The organism is Pseudochrobactrum saccharolyticum (assembly GCF_008801715.1).
GTDB lineage: Bacteria > Pseudomonadota > Alphaproteobacteria > Rhizobiales > Rhizobiaceae > Pseudochrobactrum > Pseudochrobactrum saccharolyticum.
Genome location: NZ_VZPG01000001.1, coordinates 1,166,282 through 1,188,625, shown reverse-complemented (window position 1 = coordinate 1,188,625; position 22,344 = coordinate 1,166,282). Strand labels below are relative to the sequence as shown.

The following is a 22,344-nucleotide window of genomic DNA, read 5'->3' as shown; positions in this document are numbered from 1 at the left end:
ATGTTGTTTAGTTGCCTGCAATGCCGCCTGGACCAAAAATCTGGATAAGAGCAGGGCCGATAATAACAATAAACAAAACCGGCAGAAAAAACACGATCATTGGTACTGTGAGTTTTGGTGGCAGTCCTGCAGCTTTCTTTTCAGCGGCCATCAGGCGCATATCGCGACTTTCCTGAGAAAGTGTGCGCATTGCCGTTGCGACCGGCGTACCATAACGCTCAGCCTGAATCAGCGCCTGTGTCATGGATTTAATGGCTTCCATACCGGTGCGGCTGGCAAGATTTTCATAGGCCTGACGACGCTCCGGCAAAAAAGCCAGCTCCGCATTGGTCAACATGAGTTCTTCAGCCAGATCTGCCGACTGAATACCGATTTCATCGGCAACGCGGCGGAAAGCAGCTTCAGTGGACATGCCGGATTCAACACAGATCAGCATGAGGTCGAGGGCATCCGGCCAGGCCAGTGTAATGGATTCACGACGCTTGGCTGCAATATTACTGACATAGAGGTTCGGTGCATAAAAACCGGCATAAGCAGCCAGAATACAGATTAAGAAACGAACAAAGGTGGTTTGCTGCGCCAGCATTCCAAGCCCGAAGATCATGAATATGGCCAGCCCCAGAAATACAAAGGGCAGCACGAAGCGCATGAACAGAAAAATATTCAGCGGGTTTTGTCCGCGAAAACCAGCTTGGCGTAACGAAGCAACGGTTTTTTCGTCAGCCAGAGCGCGGCGAAGATCCAGTTTTTCAACGAAATTCCGAATACCCGCTTTTTGCTGATGGCGCAGGCTGATGCCGCGTTCTTTCTCGCTGGCCATCCGTGCTCTTTCGCGGGCGCGAATGGCCTCACGCTCAAGGGCAACCGATTTCATCCGGTTTTTTAACGGATTACGCTGAAAATAGGGGAGCAGCAGTGTCATTACGGTTGCGAACATCGCAAACACAATAAAAATGCTGATGAGTGTTTGTCGCTGAAACAGAGTGGTTTCGAAAAATTCCCGCATGACCACCTCCGCTTACATTTTGAAATTAATCATGACTTTCATCACGAAAATTCCAATCGAATACAAGACAACTGAGATGACAAGCAAAACATTGCCGATGAATGTGGTGAATAGTGTGTTGATATAGCCTGGGTTCATGAATGAGATACCGGTGGCAACCAAAAATGGCAAAGCTCCGATGATCGCCGCCGAAGCTTTTGCCTCCTGTGACATGGCCTGAACTTTGGCTGCCATTTTTTTACGATCGCGCAAAACACGCGACAAATTACCCAAAGCCTCAGACAAGTTGCCGCCAGCCTGTGACTGAATCTGAATCACAATCGAAAAGAAATTTGTTTCTGGGCAGGGCATGTTTTCCGGCATTTTGGAAACGGCTTCCGGTATTGTCAGACCCATTTGTTGAGACTCAACAATCCGGCGAAATTCCTCTTTGACCGGAGAAGGCGCATCATTTGCCAGCAAGCGCAGACTATCATTCAAAGGCAGACCGGAGCGCAAAGAACGAGTAATGACATCCAGCGCATTCGGAAAATCATTCAGGAAAGCCTTCATTCGCCTTTTGCGCAAATGCAAAACGATCCAGCGCGGCACGCCGAAAAAACCGATCAGCGCTATTAGCGGCGACATAATCAAAGGAATGCCAGCCATCAGCCCGAGCAGAAAACAGATGAATGCACTGGCCGTACTGATGAGATAAAACTGACGGGCGCTCCAGTTGAGACCTGCTTGTGCCAGCAATATGCGCAGCGGTGGTTTTTTTTGATTTTTGTTCTGCGCTTTGTTGCGGCGGTCAAGTTCGTCCAGATTGTCCTGCAAGGTACGGCGGCGCTTTTGTGCCTCGCTGGCTTTCTCACGCTCTGAGCGCATGACTGCGCGGCTTGTTGTGGTTTTCTTAATTGCGTCAAGGCGCTTTTGACCACTTTTTTCCGCGGTGATGCGATCGAAAAAGATAGCATAAAGCAAGGCAGCGACTGCAATTGCCGCCAGAACAACAAGCAGAATTGTTGTGCCGTTCATAAGAATGCCCTTTCAGTGCCTGACATTATAAAATGCTTGTGAACATAAATAGATTGAATACAGACGGTGTTTTGTCGTTCTTTTAAATCTGCTGACTACCGGCAACTTCCATAGTATCCAGAATAGTCGCCAGTCGCTGATCTTCATTATAGTAGCGTGCCCGCTCCCAGAAGGCCGGCCGGCCGATACCGCTTGATACATGCCGCCCGATAATATTGCCGTTAATGTCTTCACCGAGGAACTCAAAATTCATCAGATCCTGCGTGATGATGACATCGCCTTCCATACCGATCACTTCCGTCACATGTGTAATGCGGCGTGTACCGTCACGAAGGCGTGTCGCCTGAATAATCACATCAACGGAACCGACAATAATTTCACGCACGGTGCGCTGCGGCAGTGTGTAGCCGCCCATGGCAATCATGGCTTCCATACGGTTCAGACATTCGCGCGGGCTGTTGGAGTGAATCGTGCCCATGGAGCCGTCATGGCCGGTATTCATGGCCTGAAGCAGATCGAAAACTTCAGGGCCACGGACTTCACCGACGATAATTCTCTCAGGACGCATACGCAGACAGTTTTTAACCAGATCGCGCATGGTGATCTCGCCTTCACCTTCAAGATTGGGCGGGCGGGTTTCCAGACGAACGACATGGGGCTGCTGTAATTGCAATTCCGCCGAATCTTCGCAGGTAATGATACGCTCAGTTTCATCAATATAGCGTGTCAGACAGTTGAGAAGCGTGGTTTTACCGGAACCTGTACCACCTGAAATAATGATATTGCAGCGCACACGGCCGATAATTTGCAGCAGTTCCGAACCCATCTGCGAAATACTGCCGAAACGGACCAGCTGATCCAGAGTCAGTTTGTCTTTTTTAAATTTACGAATGGTCAGAGCTGTGCCATCAATAGCCAGCGGCGAAGTGATAACGTTCACACGCGATCCGTCCGGAAGACGGGCGTCACAGATCGGGCTGGATTCATCAACACGGCGGCCGACCTGAGAAACAATACGCTGGCAGATATTCAGCAATTGCTGATTATCGCGGAAACGGACATTGGTTTCCTGCACACGGCCATTGACTTCAATATAGGTTTTGCGCGCACTGTTGACCATGATATCGGCAATATCATCACGTGCCAGCAGTGGTTCCAGCGGCCCATAACCCAGAACATCGTTGCAAATATCGTCGAGCAATTCTTCCTGCTCGGCAATCGACATAACGAAATTCTTGATCGAGATAATATCATTGACGATCTCGCGTATATCATCACGGGCGGCATCCGCATCCATTCTTGATAATTGCGACAGGTCGATTGTATCAATCAGCGCTGCAAAGATTTGGGATTTCGTATCGTAATAAGCCTGTGATTTTTCACGGGCAGCCGGCGCCGTTACCGCTTTTGCCGCAGATTTTTCCGATGCAGGTGCAGCCGTGTTGACCTGTGAAGGCGGAGTCAAGTTCGCTGTCTGACCGGCTGTCGCAGCAGCAGGTTTTACAGTACCGGTGGTTGGGGAGGCTGCACCTCTTTTTCCAAACATGGCTGTTGTTTATCCTTGTCCGTCAGGCAGATTTTTTACGCTTAAGCTTACTGAGAAGTCCGGCCAGCGGTTTAGCTTTTTTGCGCTGCTCCGGTGCATCATGTTTACCGAGTAGTTCTCGTGCGATTTCAGTGATTTTTTGTGAAATCTTGTGGTTCGGATCGGCCTCTGCGAGCATATGGGCATTATTTGCCGCTGTTCCGAAAAACTGCGGATCAAATTCAATTACAGCCAAAGGTTTAATATTTAGCGGTGAGCAGAAATCCGCAGCAGAAATTTCAGGACGCTTCGGTACACCGGTCTGATTCAGAATAAGATGTGCGGGCTTATCATTCGGTCGCAGCAGAATCAGCGTATCCAGCAAATTCTTGGTATTACGCAAACTGGCTAAATCCGGTGTGGCAACAATGATAATCTCGTCAGCCCGCATCAAAGTTGTACGTGTCCAGCTGTTCCAGTTATGCGGTATGTCGAGTATCAGCAATTGTGTGGTACGCAGAGCCGCATCGATCACAGAAACAAAGGATTCCGTATCAAAGTCATAGGTTTTTTCGAGGGTTGATGGTGCTGCCAGCAGTGATAAATGTTCTGAACTCTCTGCCAGAAGACGGTCAAGATAGACTTCATCCACCCGTTCCGGTGCATAGACCGCGTCTGCAATCCCCAGTGTCGGATCCTGATCGAAATTAATATTGACCGTGCCGAATGGCAGATCCATATCGGCAAGCACAACCTCATGTTTGAACTGGTTAGCAAGGCTCCAACTGATGTTATGAGCAAGAGTGGATGAGCCAACACCACCTTTAGCACCAATGACAGCAATACTTCTGCCGGAGGGCGCAGTAGCCGGATCTGTAAACAGGTTATTCAGTACGGATATAACTTCCGACAGACTTGCAGGAGAAACAAGGTAATCGGAAATGCCATTACGGATCAGTTCACGATACAGCCGGACTTCGTTGCTGCGGCCGATAATCAGAACGCGGGTTCCGCTGTCACAGACTTCTGCAAGCTGCATTATATCTGCAAGCAACTGATCTGGCCCAGCAGCACTTTCAAGAATAATGAGATGTGGCGTGGAAGTGCTTTGATAGGCTTCAAGTGCCACACCAATGCCACCGGAGCGGATGTGCCAGCGGGTGCGTGTGAGACGCCGATCCTGAGAGCAGGCTTGCAAAACAGACAGGCCGGCTTCTGTTTCACAGAACGCATCAATATTCAGGCGCGGCAGCGGGCGGATATGGGCTATATCCGCGTCCTCACCCTGAAGCATAATTGTTGATGTGACACTGTTTTCCACGATCACGACCTTTGTTGAAAGTTGTATGCCCGGTTTGCAGAAATCTCGTGTAAGCCGGATTATTTCGTTTTTCTGGTTCTTGCTATTGGTTGGTATAGTTTACAATCTGGCTGCGTTGTTCGGTCCAGACCTTTGATATACTTGGTGAAACATTGTCGTAACCATTGTCAGGGGCATCTTTTTTCACTCCACTCAGAACTCGGTCATTACGTGTGCCGCTGAGTGGGGCTGTTGCACGAGGGCCTAAGAGATCTGCCGGATTTGCAACTTGTGCGGCCAGATTTGCCTGCGATGCGCAACCAAAATTGGCATAATGTTTGTTCTCTGCAGTGTTGAGCATATCGTCGGGCCAACGTCCGCAAGGGCCCGTTCCTGCTGTCATCGCATAATAACTGATACGGACAGGCGCAGAGATTTGCGGATTATTTACCTGATAGCTCTGAGTAGCAATATTGCTGGCCAGAACCCCGCCTTGTCTTAAGACTTTGGCTATATCCATGCTGATTTGATAGGCGGCCGATTGATTGGCACTACCCTCAGGCAAAAGAATAAAAACCATGCCTGAGCCCTGGCGGCGATAGCCATCAACTGCGTTCTGGACAATGCTGCGCTGTGTCAGGCTGAGTTTTTTGTCATTTCTGCTTACAGGAATATCGGCTGTTTTTTCACGCTCCTGAATCGTGATCGGATGATTGGTACGGTAATCATCCGGCGTGGCACCGACTGTCACATGATGTGTATTGGCACATCCTGCCAGCAGCATGGTCACAAAAAGACTGCTGCCAATGAGAACTGAACGGGAGTGGGGAACGATAATTTTTCTCATAATGCCTGCCCTCTTATTTGTAGATGAAGCCGACAACGCCGTTATAGCGGCCGTTTGGCAGGTTGGTTTTTGCGGAGCCATAAACACGATTAACTTTACCCAACACAAAGCCTGCTGCATCGCTTGGCGGGGCCAGATTATCGTCGGGTCGTGCCAGTTCGGTTCGTGCTGTTGAACGAACCAGATATGGTGTAACGATCACTACAAGTTCAGATTCATTGCGCAGGAATTCCCTGCTTCGGAACAGTGTGCCGAGTACCGGAATTTTGGACAGGCCTGGTGTGCCGTTAATGGATTGGCGGGTTTCATCGCGGATAAGACCGCCGATCATCATGGAGCCACCGGATGGTATTTCAACGGTGGTATCTGCAATGCGTTTCCGCAAAGAAATAATATTAGGACTGAATTCACCGGTGCTTTGCGTTGCCGAACCTTCATTTGTTGGTTCAGAAACTGACGTGCGAACTTTTAAAGATATGCGTCCCGGCCCCAGAACAGTCGGCATGAATTCCAGTCCGATACCATATTCAATTTTGGCAAGCGTATTTTTGCGCTTCCCATCATCTTCATAATCAACGGTATCAAGAACATTATATTCGCCGCCAACCTGAAAAGCAGCCTTCTCACCGGAAATTGCCGTAAGTGTTGGTTCTGCAAGGGTTTTCATCGCTCCAGCGGTTTCCATTGCCTGTAGGTAGCCACGGAAGTTGCTGGTGCGGAGGCCTAAGGAGTTACTTACATTCTGCCCTAATCCACCTGGTAAATTTCCTGCAACACCGCTGAAGGTCACGCCATTCATACTGGCACTGCCAACCATATTCACACCGAGCTGTTTCATCACCGTGCGGCTGACTTCGGCGACGGTTACTTTCAGGGTGACCTGATCCTCGCCGACAATTGTAATCAGATTGATGATTTTACTGGCACGACGGTCTTCCCGATCAGAACCATTAGAAATTGTAATACTGTTACCGGAAGTTGACGTGGAACTTTTATCATATTGACCTGTTGTCGCTTCACCGCCCGAAACCAGCAATTCGGCAAGTTTGGCGGCTTGTGCCGCGTCCTGCGGGGTCTGAACCGTACCAGTCAGAACAATATTATCATTGATAAGTTCAATTTTGATATCTGAGCCCGGAATATATTTTCGCAATGAAGATGACAGGCTGCTGACATCACGTTCAATTTTCAGATCAAGGCTGGCAATCTGTTCGCCGTCTTTGCCAAAAACAATAATATTGGTTTGTCCAACGGACTTACCGAACAGGTAAATACGCCGTGCTGTTCGTGTAACAGCATCGGCTGTTGCCGGATTGGCAACCAGAATATCATAGGCGTCCTGTGGCAGATCAATGACAATTGACTTGCCCAGTCCGAGATTGACCGGTTGCGAGCGTCCCGTACTGGAAATCTGAACGTCCTGTGCCTGCACCGGATTGGAACTGAGAACCGGTATAATGAGGGCAGCAGAAAGGAACAGTGGTTTCAACTGTGAACTGACGCGAGTTTGGGAAAAAGATGGACGTGTCATTAGTTGATCCCAACTTCGGTAAGATTGCCAGATTTAATCATTTTGACCGGCCCGTTTTTGGAAGGTGAAACAACAAGATAGTCGGATGAGCTGGATGGCTCTGGTTTTGCATCACGAACTGAGCGCAATGTCAGGCTGATCCGGTCCGCCACAGATTGGGCAACAGCCATGATCTCAGCCTGTTCATGGGTAACTTCCAGAGTTGCGGTGCGGCCGATAATATCTTTTTTGCCTTCATCATCTTCTTTGATCGTCTGATCGATGGCCAGCACGCGAACATTTTCTAAAATGGTTTCTGTTAAGAATGGCATACTCTTATTGGCAGCATTCCGGTCCGCACGAGTGAGAATGACATCGACGCGATCACCGGGAAGAATGAAGCCACCGGCGGAACTTTCTGCAGCAATATTAGTCGCGATGGCACGCATACCTTGTGGCAGCAAAGAGGACATGAATTGTTCCCCTTCGCCGATCAGTTTAACTTTGCGGATAGGTTCTCCGGCCAGAACCGGAAGGCGCAGGCTGGATTTTTGCATGACATCCAGTGCGTCCGGTTGTGAATCACGCGTTATGTAATCTGCGGTTACTGAAGCTGTAGGCCAGGATTGCCATTGTAGTTGACCGGATAATGACGATCCGACGGCCAGATTAGATGAAGCAGTCAGAACATCTTTCACAGGCAAAACCGGTGCGGGAGCACTGACTTCAATGACCTGCGGCGGGGCGTCTGTCATGGTCAAAGCAATATAGCCTGCGGCACCGGCGGCAAGCACGGCAACAGCCAGAATGATCAGGCGTGAAGTGTTCATTTGATATCCCCGCATTGAGCGTGTGATTTTGGCACATACTCTAAATGCAGCAAGAATCGTATAATTATGGTTAACGAACTATTATTATTGATTTTATTAAAACAGTTATTGCTGAATTGGTGGGGGGAAGATTTGTTATGCCGGTTTTCAGGCCCTAACCAAAGCAAGATCGGGATATATCCATAAACCGGCAATGGCCAAAGCTATACCATAGGGAATACCTTTTTTGGGATCACTCAAACGGTATAGAAAAGCGATATGTTCAATTTTACTTCTGTCGATAAATTTGCGCAGCAAGAGAATACATAGTGTTAAAATACCGCCTGTAATTGCGCTTATCAGTAAATAATCTGCAAGACTGACTGAAAATCCGGTCCAGAGAGCTGTGGCACTGATTAGTTTGGCATCTCCGCCACCCATAGCATTGATGAAAAACAAAGCAAAACAGATAGCGAGGGCAATCGCGCCCGCTGCAATGTGAAGAAAGATATCTTTTGTAGGAAGCCCGTAAAGCGGTGCCAGAACAAGAAACGCTGCGGCAAAAAGCAGGCAGGCAATATTACGGATCTTCATAAACAGAAGATCAGAAACTGCAGCATAGATCATGGTGCCGCAAAAAATCAGAGCAGTGAGAAAAGCGAGCATATGCGGCCTGAATTTTACAATAGCATTGTTTGAGTTTCATCCTGTTGCTGCCAGAGATACTGTATGCTGTTTACCTTCAGGTTAATGCTGCCGGATGCCATAGTATTTTACGGAGAACATCCAGATCGGCGATGAGGGAAATATAGCTATTAATTGTTCTTTCATCCCTGTTGCGCATAGTGCGGTGAGCTACGGGGCATATTTTATGGCTGATAAGAAGATGACAGATCTGAAAAAATTTATAGTTGCAGCTTTGCTGGGGGCAGGTATCTTAACCTATCCGGCTGGGGCGACAGAAATTCAGGCAATACAGGTTCAGACAGATCAGGCGCATATTTTGCGACTGGATAAGCCTGTTAAGTCAGTCATTATTGGAAATGATGCTATTGCTGATGCCGTTATGCAGGATGCCAAAACCATTATTCTGACCGGACGTAATAATGGTGTCACCAATCTGGTTGTTATAGATCAGAGCGGGGATACATTACTGGATGAAAAAGTCATGGTCGGACAAAACGATCTGGCAACGACCCGTGTTTTTCGGGGCTCCAATATGATTGTATTGTCCTGCACGCCGATTTGTGAGCCGAAAGTTAAAGTTGTGGCTCCGCCAAGATCCTGATTATATTCTAGGTTTTCAATTTTCTGTCCTACTGCAGGAAAATTTAATAGATCATGAGTAGCCGAGCTGAGAAAAACTCTGTCCGACATTTTGTAAAGTCACTTCGCTCGTTCCGGCGGGATGAACGAGGCGTTACAGCGGTGGAGTTTGCGCTGGTCGCTTTTCCGTTTTTGTTTTTGATTTTCGCAATTGTCGAACTGGGGCTGAGTTTCACTGTACAGCAAATGCTGACTTATGCGACAGAAGATGCAAGCCGGCGATTTTATACAGGACAGGATACGAAAGAAAATACAACGCCGGAAGCGTTGAAAGATCGTATTTGTCAAAAAATACAATTTATACCTGTCGTTGATTGCGAAAAAAATCTTCAGATTAATTTGAATAATTATAGTACTTTTTCTGATGTTCCTGTTAAAAATCTTGTAACCAGCAACGGAAAACTTGGTCTTCCTACCCAGATTAATCTGGGTGGGCCATCAACAATTAATCAGCTAAATGTATTATATCGCTGGCCGGTTCTGACCAATATTTTTTATTATTTAAATCCAAAACCAGAAAATGGAGACAGAGTACTTCCTCTGTTTACGACTGTGACCTGGCAGAATGAACCGTTTTCAGGATGAGGTTCCATTGTAATATAAACGGGGCACGATTGACTTTGACCGGCAGTTTGCGAAAGTTCTGTGTGAATATATTTGCACTCTCAAGAAAATTTAGCAAAGACGAACGCGGTATATCCGCAGTGGAGTTTGCGCTTCTTTTACCGGTGATGATTTTTATTTATGCCGGTGTCGCTGATGTTTCGCGTGGCGTGGATGCAAACCGCAAAGTGAATCGGGTTGCCAGTGTTGTCGGAGATTTGGTGAGCCGGCAGATCAGTGTGCTGCCGGCACAACTCGATGACATTTTTACTATTGGCTCGACGATAATGTTTCCGTCCGTAACCAAACCCGAAATGAGGATTTCGTTTCTCAGAGTTGAGAGAGTAAATAATAGTAATAAACTTGTTGTCAGATTGGATTGGTCACGCAAGACACCTGGCTTCATCGAAAAAGGGAATCCAAAGGAGCAACAAGCAAAGCGGGATTATCTTCCGGAAAAACTGCGACAAGAGCCAATGAATTATATTCGTGTTGAGACGCAATATACTTATATACCTCTGCTCTCATCGGTTCTTCCCAATATAGACATGGAAGAAATTTATTTTGCCAGTCCGCGCTATTCAGATGTTATTCCTTGCCCTCAGTGCTGATGATTTCCTTGCTTGACGCTTGAGGTAGTTTTCATGATATGCCTTTCATGAAATACTCAATGAAGTGGTCTGAAGGCATTATTCTCATGCGACGGGTTATCCTTATTGTCCTTGATTCTTTCGGCATTGGCGGCGCACCGGATGCGGCCGCCTTTGGCGATCAAGGAGCCAATACGCTGGGGACAATTGCCCGCTTTTGTGCGGATAAACAGGCACCATTACATATTCCGCATATGCTGGAACTGGGATTAGGGCGTGCCGCGCAATGTGCGAGCGGCGCTTTCCCTGCCGGTATCAATGCAGCCTTACGGTCTCATGGCTTGTGGGGCGCTGCGAGTGAAGTCTCGAAAGGCAAGGATACACCTTCCGGCCATTGGGAAATTGCAGGTCTGCCGGTACCTTTTGACTGGGGTTATTTCCCGCATAGTATTCCGGCCTTTCCTGAGGATTTGACGGATACGATTATCCGTCAGGAAGGTTTGAGCGGAATATTGGGCAATTGCCATGCTTCAGGCACTGAAATTATTGCGCAATATGGTGAGGAGCATATCCGAACCGGAAAACCGATTTTCTATACATCGTCAGATTCCGTGTTGCAGGTAGCTGCCCATGAAGCACATTTCGGCTTGCAGCGGCTTTATGATCTTTGTGCAGCTTTGCGTCTGCTGGTGGATCCGCTGAATATCGGCCGTGTCATTGCACGGCCATTTATCGGGGAAACGCAGGAGAGCTTTGAACGCACCGGCAACCGGCGCGATTTTGCCGTACCGCCGCCGCAGCCTACATTGCTGAATATTGTCGAAGCATCCGGACATGATGTTTATGCGGTCGGAAAAATCAGTGATATTTTTGCTGGGTCAGGCGTGACGCAATTGCGCAAAGCGCATGGCAATCAGGCCTTAGTTGATGCCACGCTGGAGGCAATGAATGAGGCCGGTGACGGCGATCTGATTTTCACCAATCTGGTGGATTTCGATATGCTCTATGGCCACAGGCGCGACATTGCCGGTTATGCTGCCGCACTTGAAGCCTTCGATAAGCGCCTGCCGGAAATTCTCGGCAAAATGCGCGAGGGGGATGTGCTAATTCTGACCGCAGATCATGGTTGTGATCCGGGCTGGCAGGGAAGTGACCATACCCGTGAATGTGTGCCTGTATTGATCGCCGGTGCGGAGAGCGGCACAATCGGTATGCGCAACAGTTTTGCGGATATTGGTAAATCTGTAGCCGCCTATCTGGGGTTGAAAAATGAGCTTGCCGGTGAAGATTTTCTGACGGCTCATACCGGCTATCGGCAGTCAGAACGCAGCGGAGAGAGTGATGCCTGAATTACCGGAGGTGGAAACGGTCCGTCGCGGTTTGCAACCGGTTATGGAAGGCGCAACTGTTGAAGGTCTGGTCTTAAACCGTCCTGACCTGCGTTTTCCTTTTCCTGAAAAGCTGAGTGAGCGTCTGCAGGGGCAAAAAATTATCTCGCTGGGGCGGCGTGCCAAATATCTGCTGATCGAATTTGAAGACGGTGCCAGTCTCATCAGTCATCTGGGTATGTCCGGCTCCTACAGGATTGAACCTGATCTGCGTTCTTCATCCGGACATCGCTTGGCAGATGATTTTCATTATCCGCGTTCTAAGAATACAGCCCATGACCATGTGGTTTTTCACTTACAGACAGAAAATTACGGGCAGCGTCAGGTGATCTATAATGATCCGCGTCGTTTCGGGTTTTTGCTGTTATGCGGTGCCGGAGAGCTGGAAACGCATCCGTCCCTGAAAGATCTTGGCATTGAGCCGACAGGCAACAGCCTGTCAGGCGCGGTACTTGCAGACTTATTCCGCAACAAGAAAATCACTTTAAAGGCGGCACTGCTGGATCAGCGGTTGATTGCCGGCCTTGGCAATATTTATGTCTGCGAGGCTTTGTGGCGCTCCGGCCTTTCACCTTTGCGTGCTGCTGGAGATGTCGCGCAGGATCCGCAACTGGCAGAATCGCTGGCGACTTCTGTTCGCGAGGTGATTGCCGAAGCCATCGTGGCAGGCGGCTCCAGTCTGCGTGATCATCGTCAGGCTGATGGCACGCTGGGCTATTTCCAGCATAGTTTTGCGGTCTATGACCGCGAGGATGAGCCATGCCGGCGTTGTGGCGCAACGATACAGCGCATTGTGCAGAACGGACGCTCAACTTTCTTTTGCGCTGCCTGCAGCGCCTGATCTCTTTTCCGTTCATAAATAATCACTGCCTTGGGGGAGTATCTTGATGGCCTATGAAACGATTCTTGCGGAAACACGCGGCAAAACCGGTCTGATCCGGCTCAACCGTCCGCAGGCGCTGAATGCACTGAACACACAGCTGATTACCGAACTGACAGATGCGCTGCAGGCATTCGACCGGGATGATGCGATCGGTGCGATTGTCCTGACCGGTTCCGAGAAGGCTTTTGCTGCCGGTGCCGATATTAAGGAAATGCAGAATCTCAGTTTTGCCGATGCTTACGGGCAGGATTTTCTCAGCGACTGGGAAGGGATCAATGCCATTCGTAAGCCGGTAATTGCTGCGGTCAGCGGCTATACGCTGGGCGGCGGTTGCGAACTGGCGATGATGTGTGATTTCATCATTGCTGCGGATAATGCCAAGTTCGGTCAGCCGGAAATTACGCTTGGAATCATTCCGGGTATGGGCGGCACCCAGCGTCTGGCGCGTTTTGTCGGCAAAGCCAAAGCTATGGATATGGTGCTGACCGGCCGAATGATGGACGCGGCTGAGGCTGAGCGTTGCGGACTGGTGTCACGCGTAGTAGCGCCGGAAGTGCTGCTGGATGAAGCGCTGAAAGCGGCAGAACGGATTGCTGCTTTCTCGCGGCTCTCAGTGATGATGGCAAAAGAATCGGTCAATCGTGCTTTTGAGACGACATTGCAGGAAGGGCTGAAATATGAGCGCCGTTCCTTCCATGCGCTTTTCGCTACAGAAGACCAGAAAGAAGGCATGTCGGCATTTGTCGATAAGCGCAGCCCGTCTTTCTCCAGCCGCTGAGTCGTCTTATAGGGGCGCTCCGGCCGTAAAACCGCAGCGCCACTTGTCAGAAAACGTTCTGGAAACCATCTTTTACGGGTTTCAGCCCTTTGTGGAGAGAGAATCCAGATTGACGGCGCGGACAAGCTGATCTATAAGCGCGCAACAGTGAGACGGCTTTCGGGCTGTCCGGATAGATTTTTGCCCGGTGGCCTGCCCCTTCGATATGAATATCGATGCTGAAAAGCCCGCTGGAAAGCTGACAGAAAAAGAGAGGCATTTATGGCCAATACACCTTCGGCCAAGAAAGCGGTTCGTAAAATCGAAGCCCGCACCGAGGTCAACAAATCCCGTCGTTCCCGCGTGCGCACTTTCGTACGTAAGTTCGAAGATGCTGTAGCACTCGGTGATAAAGCTGCTGCACAGGCTGCTTTCAAGATTGCTGAGCCTGAACTGATGCGCGCCGCTTCTAAAGGCGTTGTTCATAAGAACACTGCTTCGCGTAAAGTTTCGCGTCTGGCTGCACGTCTTAAAGGCATGACTGCCTAATATCAGACTGTCTTTCAGTTTAAAAAACCCGGCCTCAGTGCCGGGTTTTTTTGTGTCTGAATTTTATGTTTCTCCTGAATATTCAGAAGATCAGAATCGGGAGCAATATTAGAAGGAATCTCTAAAATATTGGGAGAATCTCTTTTTCTATATTTTTATATTTGCAATAAATTTTAAGCGCAGAACCCGTCTTTATGCACAGTTCTGAACTGAGTCTGGGGATTGCCTCGGAGGAGCCTGAGTCAAGTGAATTATTATTATTTTTTTTCGCTCCGGAGATTCCGGAAGGGTTAATAATTGCTCCGATAAAAAGATGTTGAATCCAAAGGTCTTATTAATTTCAGACCCTGTATCAGAATAGTTATGCGTACCGAAAGACAGATCAAATGATTAAAAAACTCTTAACGGCGGTCTTGCCCTAAGGCCAAAGATTTCGCTAATGTTAGCCGATCAGTGCTCTGGACCATTGGCCTAAAGGCTCTCGGCGTCCGGTTATAATTTCATGGCGTGCAAAGTGATCTGACGCAGAATTTCCCGTTCTGCGAAAGAGTATCTGTGTGTCTGCGAATGATCGGCACTGCGGGGGGAAATATCCTGAATGAGGATCCGACCTGCGGTTGCCGGAAAGAGTAAGGCCGTTCTGAAATGATGAGTAATGACATCATTTACCGGCCATTAACCCTAAAAAAGCTTTGCGCAGCTGCAGATGGAAACAGAGGTTGTTGAATGGTTCAATACGGGCAATCAGCATGGAGTGACCGGAATATGAGTCGTTCCTTGCGGGATACTCACCGGACAATCGGAAAAAGAGCCGGAGAAAGACACGCTGCAAAAGACCGGCAAGACTGAAGCGAACAGAATTTTATAACGAACAAAAAAATCAGAGCGGAAGCTGAGGGACAGTCCCGGCCAAACCGCTGAGTAACGAGCATCTGAACAGGATGCATCCGGTATGATGGAATGATCTGCCGCAACCAAAAAACTGAACACTATTGTGAGGCGAAAATGATTGCAAAGAATGAGGCTAAACTGGACGTGATGAGCGAAGCCGGTCAGCCAGTCCCGCCGATCAATCGCAGCCTGCAGGGTCAGTTTGATGCGGCGCCGGATTTTATGAGTGAGAAAGAGAATATGACTTTGACAACCGCTTCTCCGGATGAGGCCTTTGAACGACTGCTGAGCAAGCTGAAAGCACGCGTCGGCAGTGAAATATTCTCTTCGTGGTTTGGTCGTCTGAAGCTGGATGAAGTCTCCAAGAGTGTTGTACGTTTTTCGGTGCCGACCGCATTTTTGCGCTCATGGATCAACAACCATTATGCTGAAATGCTGACCATGCTCTGGCAGGAAGAAAATCCGCAGATTCTGAAAGTTGAAGTTGTGGTGCGCGGCATGAGCCGTACCGCCCGTCCTGTGGCACCTGTTGCTGATATCGTGGCGGAAATCCCGCAGCTTGCTGCGCCGCAGCGCGAAAAGCCGGTCTTCCCGGTTGGCCAGAGCTTCTCGGCTGAAAAACGCGCAAGTCAGGCAGAAGTGGCCGCTCAGAGCGCCGCTGCCGGTGCCGTACTCGGTTCTCCGCTCGATCCGCGCTATACTTTCGACAGCTTTGTTGACGGTGCTTCCAACCGTGTGGCACTTGCTGCTGCCCGCACCATTGCCGAAGCCGGCTCCAGCGCCGTACGCTTCAACCCGCTGTTCATCCACGCTTCCGTTGGTCTTGGTAAAACCCATCTTTTGCAGGCTATTGCCGCCAGCGCTTTGCAGCGTCAGGATAAGCCGCGCGTTGTCTATCTGACCGCTGAATATTTCATGTGGCGCTTTGCAACGGCAATCCGTGACAATAATGCGCTGTCTTTCAAAGAACAGCTGCGCGATATCGATCTTCTGATTATTGATGATATGCAGTTCCTGCAGGGTAAATCCATCCAGCACGAATTCTGCCATCTGATCAACACGCTGCTCGACAGCGCCAAGCAGGTTGTTGTGGCCGCAGACCGCGCCCCTTCCGAGCTGGAATCGCTGGATGTGCGCGTGCGCTCCCGTCTGCAGGGCGGTGTAGCCTTGGAAATGGCCGCACCGGATTATGAAATGCGCGTGGAAATGCTCAAGCGCCGCCTGAGCGCTGCGCAGGCAGAAGAACGCAATATTGATATTGCGGACGATATTCTGGCCCATGTGGCACGCACTGTGACCGGTTCCGGCCGTGAACTGGAAGGCGCATTCAACCAGCTGTTGTTCCGTCAGTCCTTTGAACCGAACCTGTCGATCGACCGCGTTGATGAGCTGCTGGGTCATCTGACCCGTGCCGGTGAGCCAAAGCGCATCCGTATTGAGGAAATTCAGCGCATTGTTGCCCGTCATTACAATGTGTCGAAGCAGGATCTGCTGTCCAACCGCCGTACCCGCACCATCGTGAAGCCGCGTCAGGTTGCGATGTATCTGGCGAAAATGCTGACTCCGCGCTCATTGCCGGAAATCGGCCGTCGTTTTGGCGGACGCGATCACACCACAGTGCTGCATGCTGTCCGCAAGATCGAAGATCTGGTCGGTGCTGATCTTAAACTGGCGCAGGAGCTGGAACTGCTGAAGCGCCTGATCAACGAACAATCCGCATAAGCTGTCACAGATACCGATGATTCTGTATCGCGGCTCTGGTCGCGATACAGTTCATAGGCGGAATATCGGGGCAAAGAGCGGGTTCATCAGTCATTATGCAGAAGAAATCGCTGCTGTGCTGTTCTGCGGACTTGCAAAGACCCCTGAAATTCTGGCAGTTTAGCCGTCCAAGAGGCGCCTGTCGCGCCGTGATCTCCGGTACAGCTCTGTTTGTTGCCGGACAGATGTTAGCGAGTTCTGTACATCATGCGCGTAACTATTGAACGTTCAAATCTTTTGAAATCTCTCAACCATGTGCATCGCGTGGTTGAACGCCGGAATACGATTCCGATTCTCTCCAATGTGCTGTTGCAGGGAGAAGACGGCGTGCTGAAGCTCAAGGCTACTGACCTTGATCTGGAAGTAACCGAATCGACCGAAGCGGCAATTGATACGGCAGGAGCCACAACAGTTCCGGCGCATCTGCTTTATGACATCGTGCGCAAGTTGCCGGACGGCGCTGAAGTGATGCTGGCCAATAATGAAGACGGCACAGCCATGTCGGTTGTATCCGGCCGCTCGTCCTTTCGTCTGCAATGCCTGCCGCAGTCCGATTTCCCTGAACTGACAGCGGGCAGCTTCACCCATACATTCCGTATGGATGCGAGCGCGCTGAAACGTCTGATCGACCGCACCAATTTTGCGATCTCGACGGAAGAAACCCGCTATTACCTCAATGGTATTCACCTCTATGCCGGTGAAGATGACGGTCGTTTGGAACTGCGTGCAGTGGCCACCGATGGTCACCGTCTGGCACGCGCAGCGATGGAAGCGCCAAGCGGTGCTGAAGGCATGCCTGCGATCATCATTCCGCGCAAAACCGTTGCGGAATTGCAGAAACTGGTTGATGCACCGGATATGCAGGTGACGATTGAAGTCTCGGATGTGAAAATCCGTTTCACTGTCGGCACAGTTGTTCTGACCTCGAAACTGATCGACGGCACATTCCCTGAATATAAGCGCGTGATTCCGGCCGGTAATGACCGCAAGCTGGTGATTGACCGCCAGAGCTTTGCCGCTTCTGTTGACCGCGTATCGACCATTTCCAATGAGAAAGGCCGTGCGGTTAAGCTCAGCATTTCCGATGGTCTTCTGACGCTGACCGTGAACAATCCTGATTCCGGTTCCGCAACCGATGAAGTACCGGCAGGCTATGACAGTGAGCCGATGGAAATCGGCTTCAACTCGAAATATCTGCTCGATATCACATCGCAGCTTTCCGGCAAGGAAGCCGTATTCATGCTGGCTGATGCCGGTTCACCAATGCTGGTGCGCGATGAAGGCGACGAACATCTGATCTATGTTCTGATGCCGATGCGTGTATAAGTGCACGGGTGAGCACGAATATAAACATTGATGCACAAATTTCAGGTCGCAGCGAACGGGTGAGTTTCCGTCGTCTGCGGCTTGCGCATTTTCGCAATTATGAGAGCCTGTCGCTGCCGCTGAGCGGTGGCCATGTGGTGCTGACCGGCGAGAATGGTGCAGGTAAAACCAATCTTCTGGAAGCGGTTTCCTTTTTGTCGCCGGGTCGCGGCATGCGTCGTGCTGCCTATGCTGATGTCAGCCGCAGCGGAGCGCCTGATGGTTTTGCCATTCATGCGCTGCTGGAATCGGCAAGCTATGGCGAGGCTGAAATCGGCACCGGTTTAGCTGGTACCAATGGCGAGGCAGGGCGCAAAGTGCGGATTAATGGCGCACCGGCCAGCGCTGATCAGTTGCTTGATTATTCCCGTATCATCTGGCTCATTCCGGCTATGGACGGGCTGTTTACCGGTTCCGCCGGTGACCGCCGTCGCTTTCTCGACCGTATGGTGCTGGCGATTGATGTCAGCCATGGCAAACGCGTGCTGGATTATGAAAAGGCTATGCGCAGCCGCAACCGGCTGATTTCGGATTACAACAGCGATGCCCAATGGCTGGATGCGATTGAAGCGCAAATGGCCGAGCTTGGTACGGCCATTGCTGCGGCACGTGCCGAGCTGATGAGCCTGATTGCCGCGATGATTGAGCAGACGCCGGATGACAGTCCGTTCCCGAAAGTGGATTGCTTTCTGGAAGGCGAGCTGGAAGGGCGTATTCGTCTTGAGGCGGCGCTGGATCTGGAAGAGAATTTCCGCCGCACTTTGCGCGATATGCGGGGCCGTGACCGCGCGGCAGGGCGCACGCTGGACGGGCCACACCGCACGGATATGGTGGTGCATCACCGGCCTAAAGGCATGCAGGCGGCTCTGTGCTCGACAGGCGAGCAGAAGGCGCTGCTGATCGGTCTGGTGCTTGCCCATGCAAGGCTGACGGCCAATCTTGCCAATATGACGCCGGTGCTGCTGCTGGATGAAATTGCCGCTCATCTCGATGAGGGCAGACGTGCCGCTTTGTTTGATATTATTGACGATCTGGGCGCGCAGGCTTTCATGACCGGCACGGATCGTGCTCTGTTTCGTGACCTTAAAGGTGAGGCGCAGTTTTTCAATGTCAGCGGGGCAAACCTGACAGCTTATGATATTTGAACCGGCAGGGTTTCTGCATTGTCTTTTTGTTTTACGCGTATCTTATCCGAAAACCGCTTCACACTTTTCAGGATACGCTCTAAACTTTATCAATGAGCACACAGTCAGAACCTTTCAGCGGATTAGAAATCGAGCGTTATGCGCGCCATATTATCCTGCCGGAAATCGGCGGGGCAGGGCAGCAGAAGCTTAAAAATGCGCGGGTTCTGGTGATCGGTGCAGGCGGGCTCGGCAGTCCGGCACTGCTTTATCTCGCCGCTGCGGGTGTCGGCCATCTCGGCATTGTCGATGATGATATGGTGACATTGTCCAATCTGCAACGTCAGGTGGTGCATCACACCGACAGTATCGGCGAGAATAAAACCGACAGTGCCGCGGCTACGATTCACCGTATCAATCCGCATATTGAAATTGCCTGTCATACATTGCGGCTCACACCGGAGAATGTGACGGAGCTGTTTTCGGCCTATGATATTATCGTTGACGGTTCGGATAATTTCAGCACCCGCTATCTGGTGGCGGATCATGCGGCATTGCTGGAAAAAGCTTTGGTCACCGCAGCCATGGGGCGGTTTGACGGCTCGCTGACGGTGCTGAAACCCTATGAGAGTGATTCTGAGGGCAATCCACTGCCGCATTACCGTGATCTGTTTCCTGAACCGCCGCCGGAAGGACTGATTCCCTCCTGCGCGGAAGCGGGCGTGATCGGTGCCTTACCAGCGATTCTCGGCTCATTACAGGCGATGGAAGTGATTAAACTGATTACCGGCATAGGAGAACCTTTGCTGGGACGCTTGCTGCTTTATGATTCTCTGTCGGCGCGGTTTGAGACCATGCGCTATAAACGGCGGAAGGCAGCAGACCAATGAGCGCGCAGAACCGATCCTATCAGGTTTTTACAATCACACCTGATTATGACGGGTTCGACGCTCTGTTGCTGCTCATTCAGGATGCTTTTGCCACGATGGATGGGGTGATTGATCCGCCGAGTTCTGCCGGATTACTGAATGCAGCGATTCTGCGCGGCAAAGCAGGCACAGAAACAGCCTATGGGGTGCTGAGCGACGGACAATTGGCCGGATGCGTGTTTCTGGCAGATAGAGGCGATCATCTTTATTTAGGCAAACTGGCTGTTGCCGCTCCGTTTCGCGGGCTTGGCGTTGCACGTTGTCTGGTTGAGCAGGCCGAAAAGCTGGGGCGTGAGCGCGGCATGTCGCATATTGACCTGCAAGTACGTATCGAACTGACCGACAATCAAAAACTATTCAAAAAACTGGGCTTTGAAGTGGTCGGAGAAACCATGCATCCGGGCTTTACCCGCGTGACATCGCTGACAATGCGTAAAGCTCTGCTTTAATCATATTCGGGAGGAACCTATGGTGCTGGCACTGAGCGCGGAGGAGCGTGCCATTATCAACGGGCGGGATGGTGCAGGCGCGGCAATGGCCATGCGCATTGTTGCCAGAACTGCCGAACTGATGGGCGCGCCGAGGCTGATCCCCATAGCTTCCGCACATATTGACGGTGCGCTCTATCATGGTGACAGCGGTACCTACTTTGCAGAGAAGCTGGTGGAGGGGCAGGCGAAGGTGCGCGTTCGCTCGACGCTGAATGTCGGTTCACTGGATCTGACCGGTTGCTCCGGCAATCGTTTGCCGCTCCATGAGGCGGCTATGGCAAAGCGCATGATGCAGGCCTATCTCAAACTTGGTTGCGAACCGTCATGGACCTGCGCACCCTATCAGGCAGGGCACCGGCCGCAAACGGGAGCGGATGTGGCATGGGGCGAATCGAATGCCGTGGTATTTTGCAATTCGGTTCTGGGCGCCCGTACGAATCGCTACGGCGATTATCTCGATATTGCCTGTGCTATTGCCGGTCGTGCGCCGGATTACGGATTACACAGATCAGAGAATCGCCGTGCCACAATTGTAGTTGATCTGAGCGCTCTTGATTCTGCACTTTTAAGTCAGGCTGTGGCATGGCCGGTGCTGGGTAATCTTTACGGACGCCTGATTGGTGATTCTATTGGCGTGGTGACAGGCGTTGCACCGGAACTGCTGACAGAGGATGATCTGAAAGCCTTTGGTGCTGCCTCTGCCTCATCCGGTGCTGTCGGGCTTTTTCATATTGCAGGGCGCACGCCGGAGGCACCGGATGCCGAAACGGCACTACAAGGCCATGCGCCGCTGGAAATTATCCGTGTAACACCACAAATGGTGCGGGAAGCACGCAAAGCTCTTTCCACGATTGAGGCAGACAGAATCGATGCGGTGGCAATCGGCAGTCCGCATTTATCGCTCGACGAGTTTGGTCTTCTTGAAACGGCAATTTCAGACCGGCGTCTCACTGTGCCGCTTTATGCTTGTACAGGGCGGCATGTGCTGCGTGAGCTGGACAAGAATCAGCGCCGGCAAAGACTGGAACAGGCCGGCGTGATTGTGGTGGCTGACACTTGTGTGGTTGTCACCCCGATTCTGCCGGAGAAAGACAATGCGGTGCTGATGACAAATTCCGGAAAATTCGCCCATTATGCGCCGGGCAATACCGGTTACGGTGTTGTCTATGGTTCTTTGCAGGAATGTGTTGAAAGCGCTGTCACAGGCCGCGTCCGATTCGCTGAGGAGGCATGGTGATGGTGGCGCAACTCTTACAAGACAGATTTCAGGCAAAAATACTGGTCGCAGGTGCGCCGGTGGAGGCGGCTGGTTTTGCTTTAACGGCTCCGATCAGCTTTTGGGGTGGGGTTGATCCGCAAACCGGCCTGATCGCCAATGTGCGCCATCCGCAATATGGCCAGTCCGTCTCAGGCAAGGTTCTGTGCCTGCCTGCAACTGTCGGGTCTTCTTCGGCAGCTGCTGTGCTGCTGGAACTGGTGCACAGTAACCGCGCACCGGCAGCGATTCTCTTGCATGAACCGGATGCGATTCTGTTACTGGGCCTGATTGTTGCGGAAGAAATGGGGCTGACCTTCCCGCCTGCCTATCAACTGGATCGCGATACATATGCCGGTTTAGATCAGCGGCAATTGCATATCAATGAGCAGGGGACGATTCGTATCTTATAAAAAAG

The 22,344-nt window shown here is 50.8% G+C and carries 21 protein-coding genes and 1 pseudogene; 14 read left to right on the top strand and 8 right to left on the bottom strand.

Annotated elements, in window-relative coordinates; genetic code table 11:
- Nucleotides 1-7: 7 nt before the first annotated feature.
- The 8 genes from F7P81_RS05260 to F7P81_RS05225 all read right to left on the bottom strand — a co-directional run bounded on the left by F7P81_RS05260 (nt 8) and on the right by F7P81_RS05225 (nt 8,680).
- The gene (locus F7P81_RS05260) at nt 8-1,006 is read right to left on the bottom strand and encodes a type II secretion system F family protein (protein WP_151158782.1); all 999 of its coding nucleotides are present in this window, start codon (nt 1,004-1,006) and stop codon (nt 8-10) included.
- A 12-nt stretch (nt 1,007-1,018) separates the two neighbouring features.
- Nucleotides 1,019-2,023: a type II secretion system F family protein gene (locus F7P81_RS05255; RefSeq protein WP_151158781.1), complete on the bottom strand. Its 1,005-nt coding sequence runs from the start codon at nt 2,021-2,023 to the stop codon at nt 1,019-1,021.
- A gap of 82 nt (nt 2,024-2,105) precedes the next feature.
- A complete protein-coding gene (locus F7P81_RS05250; protein ID WP_151158780.1) occupies nt 2,106-3,569 on the bottom strand; it encodes a TadA family conjugal transfer-associated ATPase in 1,464 nt (487 codons plus the stop codon).
- Between the two features lie 22 nt (nt 3,570-3,591).
- Nucleotides 3,592-4,869: a CpaE/TadZ family protein gene (locus F7P81_RS05245; protein WP_151158779.1), complete on the bottom strand. Its 1,278-nt coding sequence runs from the start codon at nt 4,867-4,869 to the stop codon at nt 3,592-3,594.
- A gap of 82 nt (nt 4,870-4,951) precedes the next feature.
- Nucleotides 4,952-5,695, bottom strand: a complete 744-nt coding sequence (locus tag F7P81_RS05240; RefSeq protein ID WP_151158778.1) for a CpaD family pilus assembly protein — start codon at nt 5,693-5,695, stop codon at nt 4,952-4,954.
- 13 nt (nt 5,696-5,708) lie between these two features.
- Nucleotides 5,709-7,226, bottom strand: coding sequence for a type II and III secretion system protein family protein (locus F7P81_RS05235; protein WP_151158777.1), 1,518 nt, complete (start codon nt 7,224-7,226; stop codon nt 5,709-5,711).
- The gene (gene cpaB / locus F7P81_RS05230; RefSeq protein WP_075653998.1) at nt 7,226-8,035 is read right to left on the bottom strand and encodes a Flp pilus assembly protein CpaB; all 810 of its coding nucleotides are present in this window, start codon (nt 8,033-8,035) and stop codon (nt 7,226-7,228) included. Before cpaB ends, F7P81_RS05235 begins: the two co-directional genes overlap by 1 nt.
- Before the next feature lie 147 nt (nt 8,036-8,182).
- Complete coding sequence (locus F7P81_RS05225) at nt 8,183-8,680, bottom strand: A24 family peptidase (RefSeq protein WP_151158776.1); 498 nt, start codon at nt 8,678-8,680, stop codon at nt 8,183-8,185.
- 205 nt (nt 8,681-8,885) lie between these two features.
- On the opposite strand from F7P81_RS05225, the gene F7P81_RS05220 reads away from it, so the two are divergent.
- The 14 genes and pseudogenes from F7P81_RS05220 to F7P81_RS05155 all read left to right on the top strand — a co-directional run bounded on the left by F7P81_RS05220 (nt 8,886) and on the right by F7P81_RS05155 (nt 22,339).
- A complete protein-coding gene (locus F7P81_RS05220; RefSeq protein ID WP_151158775.1) occupies nt 8,886-9,302 on the top strand; it encodes a pilus assembly protein N-terminal domain-containing protein in 417 nt (138 codons plus the stop codon).
- Nucleotides 9,303-9,355: 53 nt separating this feature from the next.
- Nucleotides 9,356-9,925 carry a TadE/TadG family type IV pilus assembly protein gene (locus F7P81_RS05215; protein WP_151158774.1) on the top strand — a complete coding sequence of 190 codons (570 nt, stop codon included), beginning with the start codon at nt 9,356-9,358 and terminating at the stop codon, nt 9,923-9,925.
- A gap of 29 nt (nt 9,926-9,954) precedes the next feature.
- Nucleotides 9,955-10,554, top strand: coding sequence for a TadE/TadG family type IV pilus assembly protein (locus tag F7P81_RS05210; RefSeq protein WP_170265210.1), 600 nt, complete (start codon nt 9,955-9,957; stop codon nt 10,552-10,554).
- An 86-nt stretch (nt 10,555-10,640) separates the two neighbouring features.
- Entirely contained in the window at nt 10,641-11,882 is a 1,242-nt protein-coding gene (locus F7P81_RS05205; RefSeq protein WP_151158989.1) for a phosphopentomutase, read from the top strand.
- Nucleotides 11,875-12,762: a bifunctional DNA-formamidopyrimidine glycosylase/DNA-(apurinic or apyrimidinic site) lyase gene (gene mutM, locus F7P81_RS05200; protein WP_151158772.1), complete on the top strand. Its 888-nt coding sequence runs from the start codon at nt 11,875-11,877 to the stop codon at nt 12,760-12,762. The genes F7P81_RS05205 and mutM overlap by 8 nt, the downstream gene beginning before the upstream one ends.
- A gap of 46 nt (nt 12,763-12,808) precedes the next feature.
- On the top strand, nt 12,809-13,582 hold the full coding sequence (locus tag F7P81_RS05195) for an enoyl-CoA hydratase (RefSeq protein ID WP_151158771.1): 774 nt from the start codon (nt 12,809-12,811) through the stop codon (nt 13,580-13,582).
- Between the two features lie 261 nt (nt 13,583-13,843).
- Entirely contained in the window at nt 13,844-14,110 is a 267-nt protein-coding gene (gene rpsT / locus F7P81_RS05190) for a 30S ribosomal protein S20 (RefSeq protein WP_075654002.1), read from the top strand.
- Nucleotides 14,111-15,262: 1,152 nt separating this feature from the next.
- Nucleotides 15,263-16,723, top strand: a pseudogene (gene dnaA, locus F7P81_RS05185) (chromosomal replication initiator protein DnaA); the annotation flags it as partial.
- Nucleotides 16,724-16,969: 246 nt separating this feature from the next.
- Nucleotides 16,970-18,088 carry a DNA polymerase III subunit beta gene (gene dnaN, locus F7P81_RS05180; RefSeq protein ID WP_022711632.1) on the top strand — a complete coding sequence of 373 codons (1,119 nt, stop codon included), beginning with the start codon at nt 16,970-16,972 and terminating at the stop codon, nt 18,086-18,088.
- Nucleotides 18,089-18,108: 20 nt separating this feature from the next.
- Nucleotides 18,109-19,272, top strand: coding sequence for a DNA replication/repair protein RecF (gene recF / locus F7P81_RS05175; protein ID WP_246176052.1), 1,164 nt, complete (start codon nt 18,109-18,111; stop codon nt 19,270-19,272).
- 92 nt (nt 19,273-19,364) lie between these two features.
- The gene (locus F7P81_RS05170) at nt 19,365-20,141 is read left to right on the top strand and encodes a molybdopterin-synthase adenylyltransferase MoeB (RefSeq protein WP_022711630.1); all 777 of its coding nucleotides are present in this window, start codon (nt 19,365-19,367) and stop codon (nt 20,139-20,141) included.
- Nucleotides 20,138-20,629, top strand: coding sequence for a GNAT family N-acetyltransferase (locus F7P81_RS05165; RefSeq protein WP_151158769.1), 492 nt, complete (start codon nt 20,138-20,140; stop codon nt 20,627-20,629). Before F7P81_RS05170 ends, F7P81_RS05165 begins: the two co-directional genes overlap by 4 nt.
- A 19-nt stretch (nt 20,630-20,648) precedes the next feature.
- Nucleotides 20,649-21,908, top strand: a complete 1,260-nt coding sequence (locus F7P81_RS05160; protein ID WP_151158768.1) for an aconitase X — start codon at nt 20,649-20,651, stop codon at nt 21,906-21,908.
- Nucleotides 21,908-22,339 (top strand): aconitase X swivel domain-containing protein, encoded by a 432-nt coding sequence (locus F7P81_RS05155; protein ID WP_151158767.1) that lies wholly within the window; start codon nt 21,908-21,910, stop codon nt 22,337-22,339. The genes F7P81_RS05160 and F7P81_RS05155 overlap by 1 nt, the downstream gene beginning before the upstream one ends.
- The last annotated feature ends 5 nt before the right edge of the window (nt 22,340-22,344 follow it).

What these genes read in the sequence shown, in the direction of transcription:
- F7P81_RS05260 (WP_151158782.1), bottom strand. Translation starts at nt 1,006, where the DNA reads ATGCGGGAATTTTTCGAAACCACTCTGTTTCAGCGACAAACACTCATC.
- F7P81_RS05255 (WP_151158781.1), bottom strand. Translation starts at nt 2,023, where the DNA reads ATGAACGGCACAACAATTCTGCTTGTTGTTCTGGCGGCAATTGCAGTC.
- F7P81_RS05250 (WP_151158780.1), bottom strand. Translation starts at nt 3,569, where the DNA reads ATGTTTGGAAAAAGAGGTGCAGCCTCCCCAACCACCGGTACTGTAAAA.
- F7P81_RS05240 (WP_151158778.1), bottom strand. Translation starts at nt 5,695, where the DNA reads ATGAGAAAAATTATCGTTCCCCACTCCCGTTCAGTTCTCATTGGCAGC.
- F7P81_RS05235 (WP_151158777.1), bottom strand. Translation starts at nt 7,226, where the DNA reads ATGACACGTCCATCTTTTTCCCAAACTCGCGTCAGTTCACAGTTGAAA.
- cpaB (WP_075653998.1), bottom strand. Translation starts at nt 8,035, where the DNA reads ATGAACACTTCACGCCTGATCATTCTGGCTGTTGCCGTGCTTGCCGCC.
- F7P81_RS05225 (WP_151158776.1), bottom strand. Translation starts at nt 8,680, where the DNA reads ATGCTCGCTTTTCTCACTGCTCTGATTTTTTGCGGCACCATGATCTAT.
- F7P81_RS05220 (WP_151158775.1), top strand. Translation starts at nt 8,886, where the DNA reads ATGGCTGATAAGAAGATGACAGATCTGAAAAAATTTATAGTTGCAGCT.
- F7P81_RS05215 (WP_151158774.1), top strand. Translation starts at nt 9,356, where the DNA reads ATGAGTAGCCGAGCTGAGAAAAACTCTGTCCGACATTTTGTAAAGTCA.
- F7P81_RS05205 (WP_151158989.1), top strand. Translation starts at nt 10,641, where the DNA reads ATGCGACGGGTTATCCTTATTGTCCTTGATTCTTTCGGCATTGGCGGC.
- mutM (WP_151158772.1), top strand. Translation starts at nt 11,875, where the DNA reads ATGCCTGAATTACCGGAGGTGGAAACGGTCCGTCGCGGTTTGCAACCG.
- F7P81_RS05195 (WP_151158771.1), top strand. Translation starts at nt 12,809, where the DNA reads ATGGCCTATGAAACGATTCTTGCGGAAACACGCGGCAAAACCGGTCTG.
- rpsT (WP_075654002.1), top strand. Translation starts at nt 13,844, where the DNA reads ATGGCCAATACACCTTCGGCCAAGAAAGCGGTTCGTAAAATCGAAGCC.
- dnaN (WP_022711632.1), top strand. Translation starts at nt 16,970, where the DNA reads ATGCGCGTAACTATTGAACGTTCAAATCTTTTGAAATCTCTCAACCAT.
- F7P81_RS05170 (WP_022711630.1), top strand. Translation starts at nt 19,365, where the DNA reads ATGAGCACACAGTCAGAACCTTTCAGCGGATTAGAAATCGAGCGTTAT.
- F7P81_RS05165 (WP_151158769.1), top strand. Translation starts at nt 20,138, where the DNA reads ATGAGCGCGCAGAACCGATCCTATCAGGTTTTTACAATCACACCTGAT.
- F7P81_RS05160 (WP_151158768.1), top strand. Translation starts at nt 20,649, where the DNA reads ATGGTGCTGGCACTGAGCGCGGAGGAGCGTGCCATTATCAACGGGCGG.
- F7P81_RS05155 (WP_151158767.1), top strand. Translation starts at nt 21,908, where the DNA reads ATGGTGGCGCAACTCTTACAAGACAGATTTCAGGCAAAAATACTGGTC.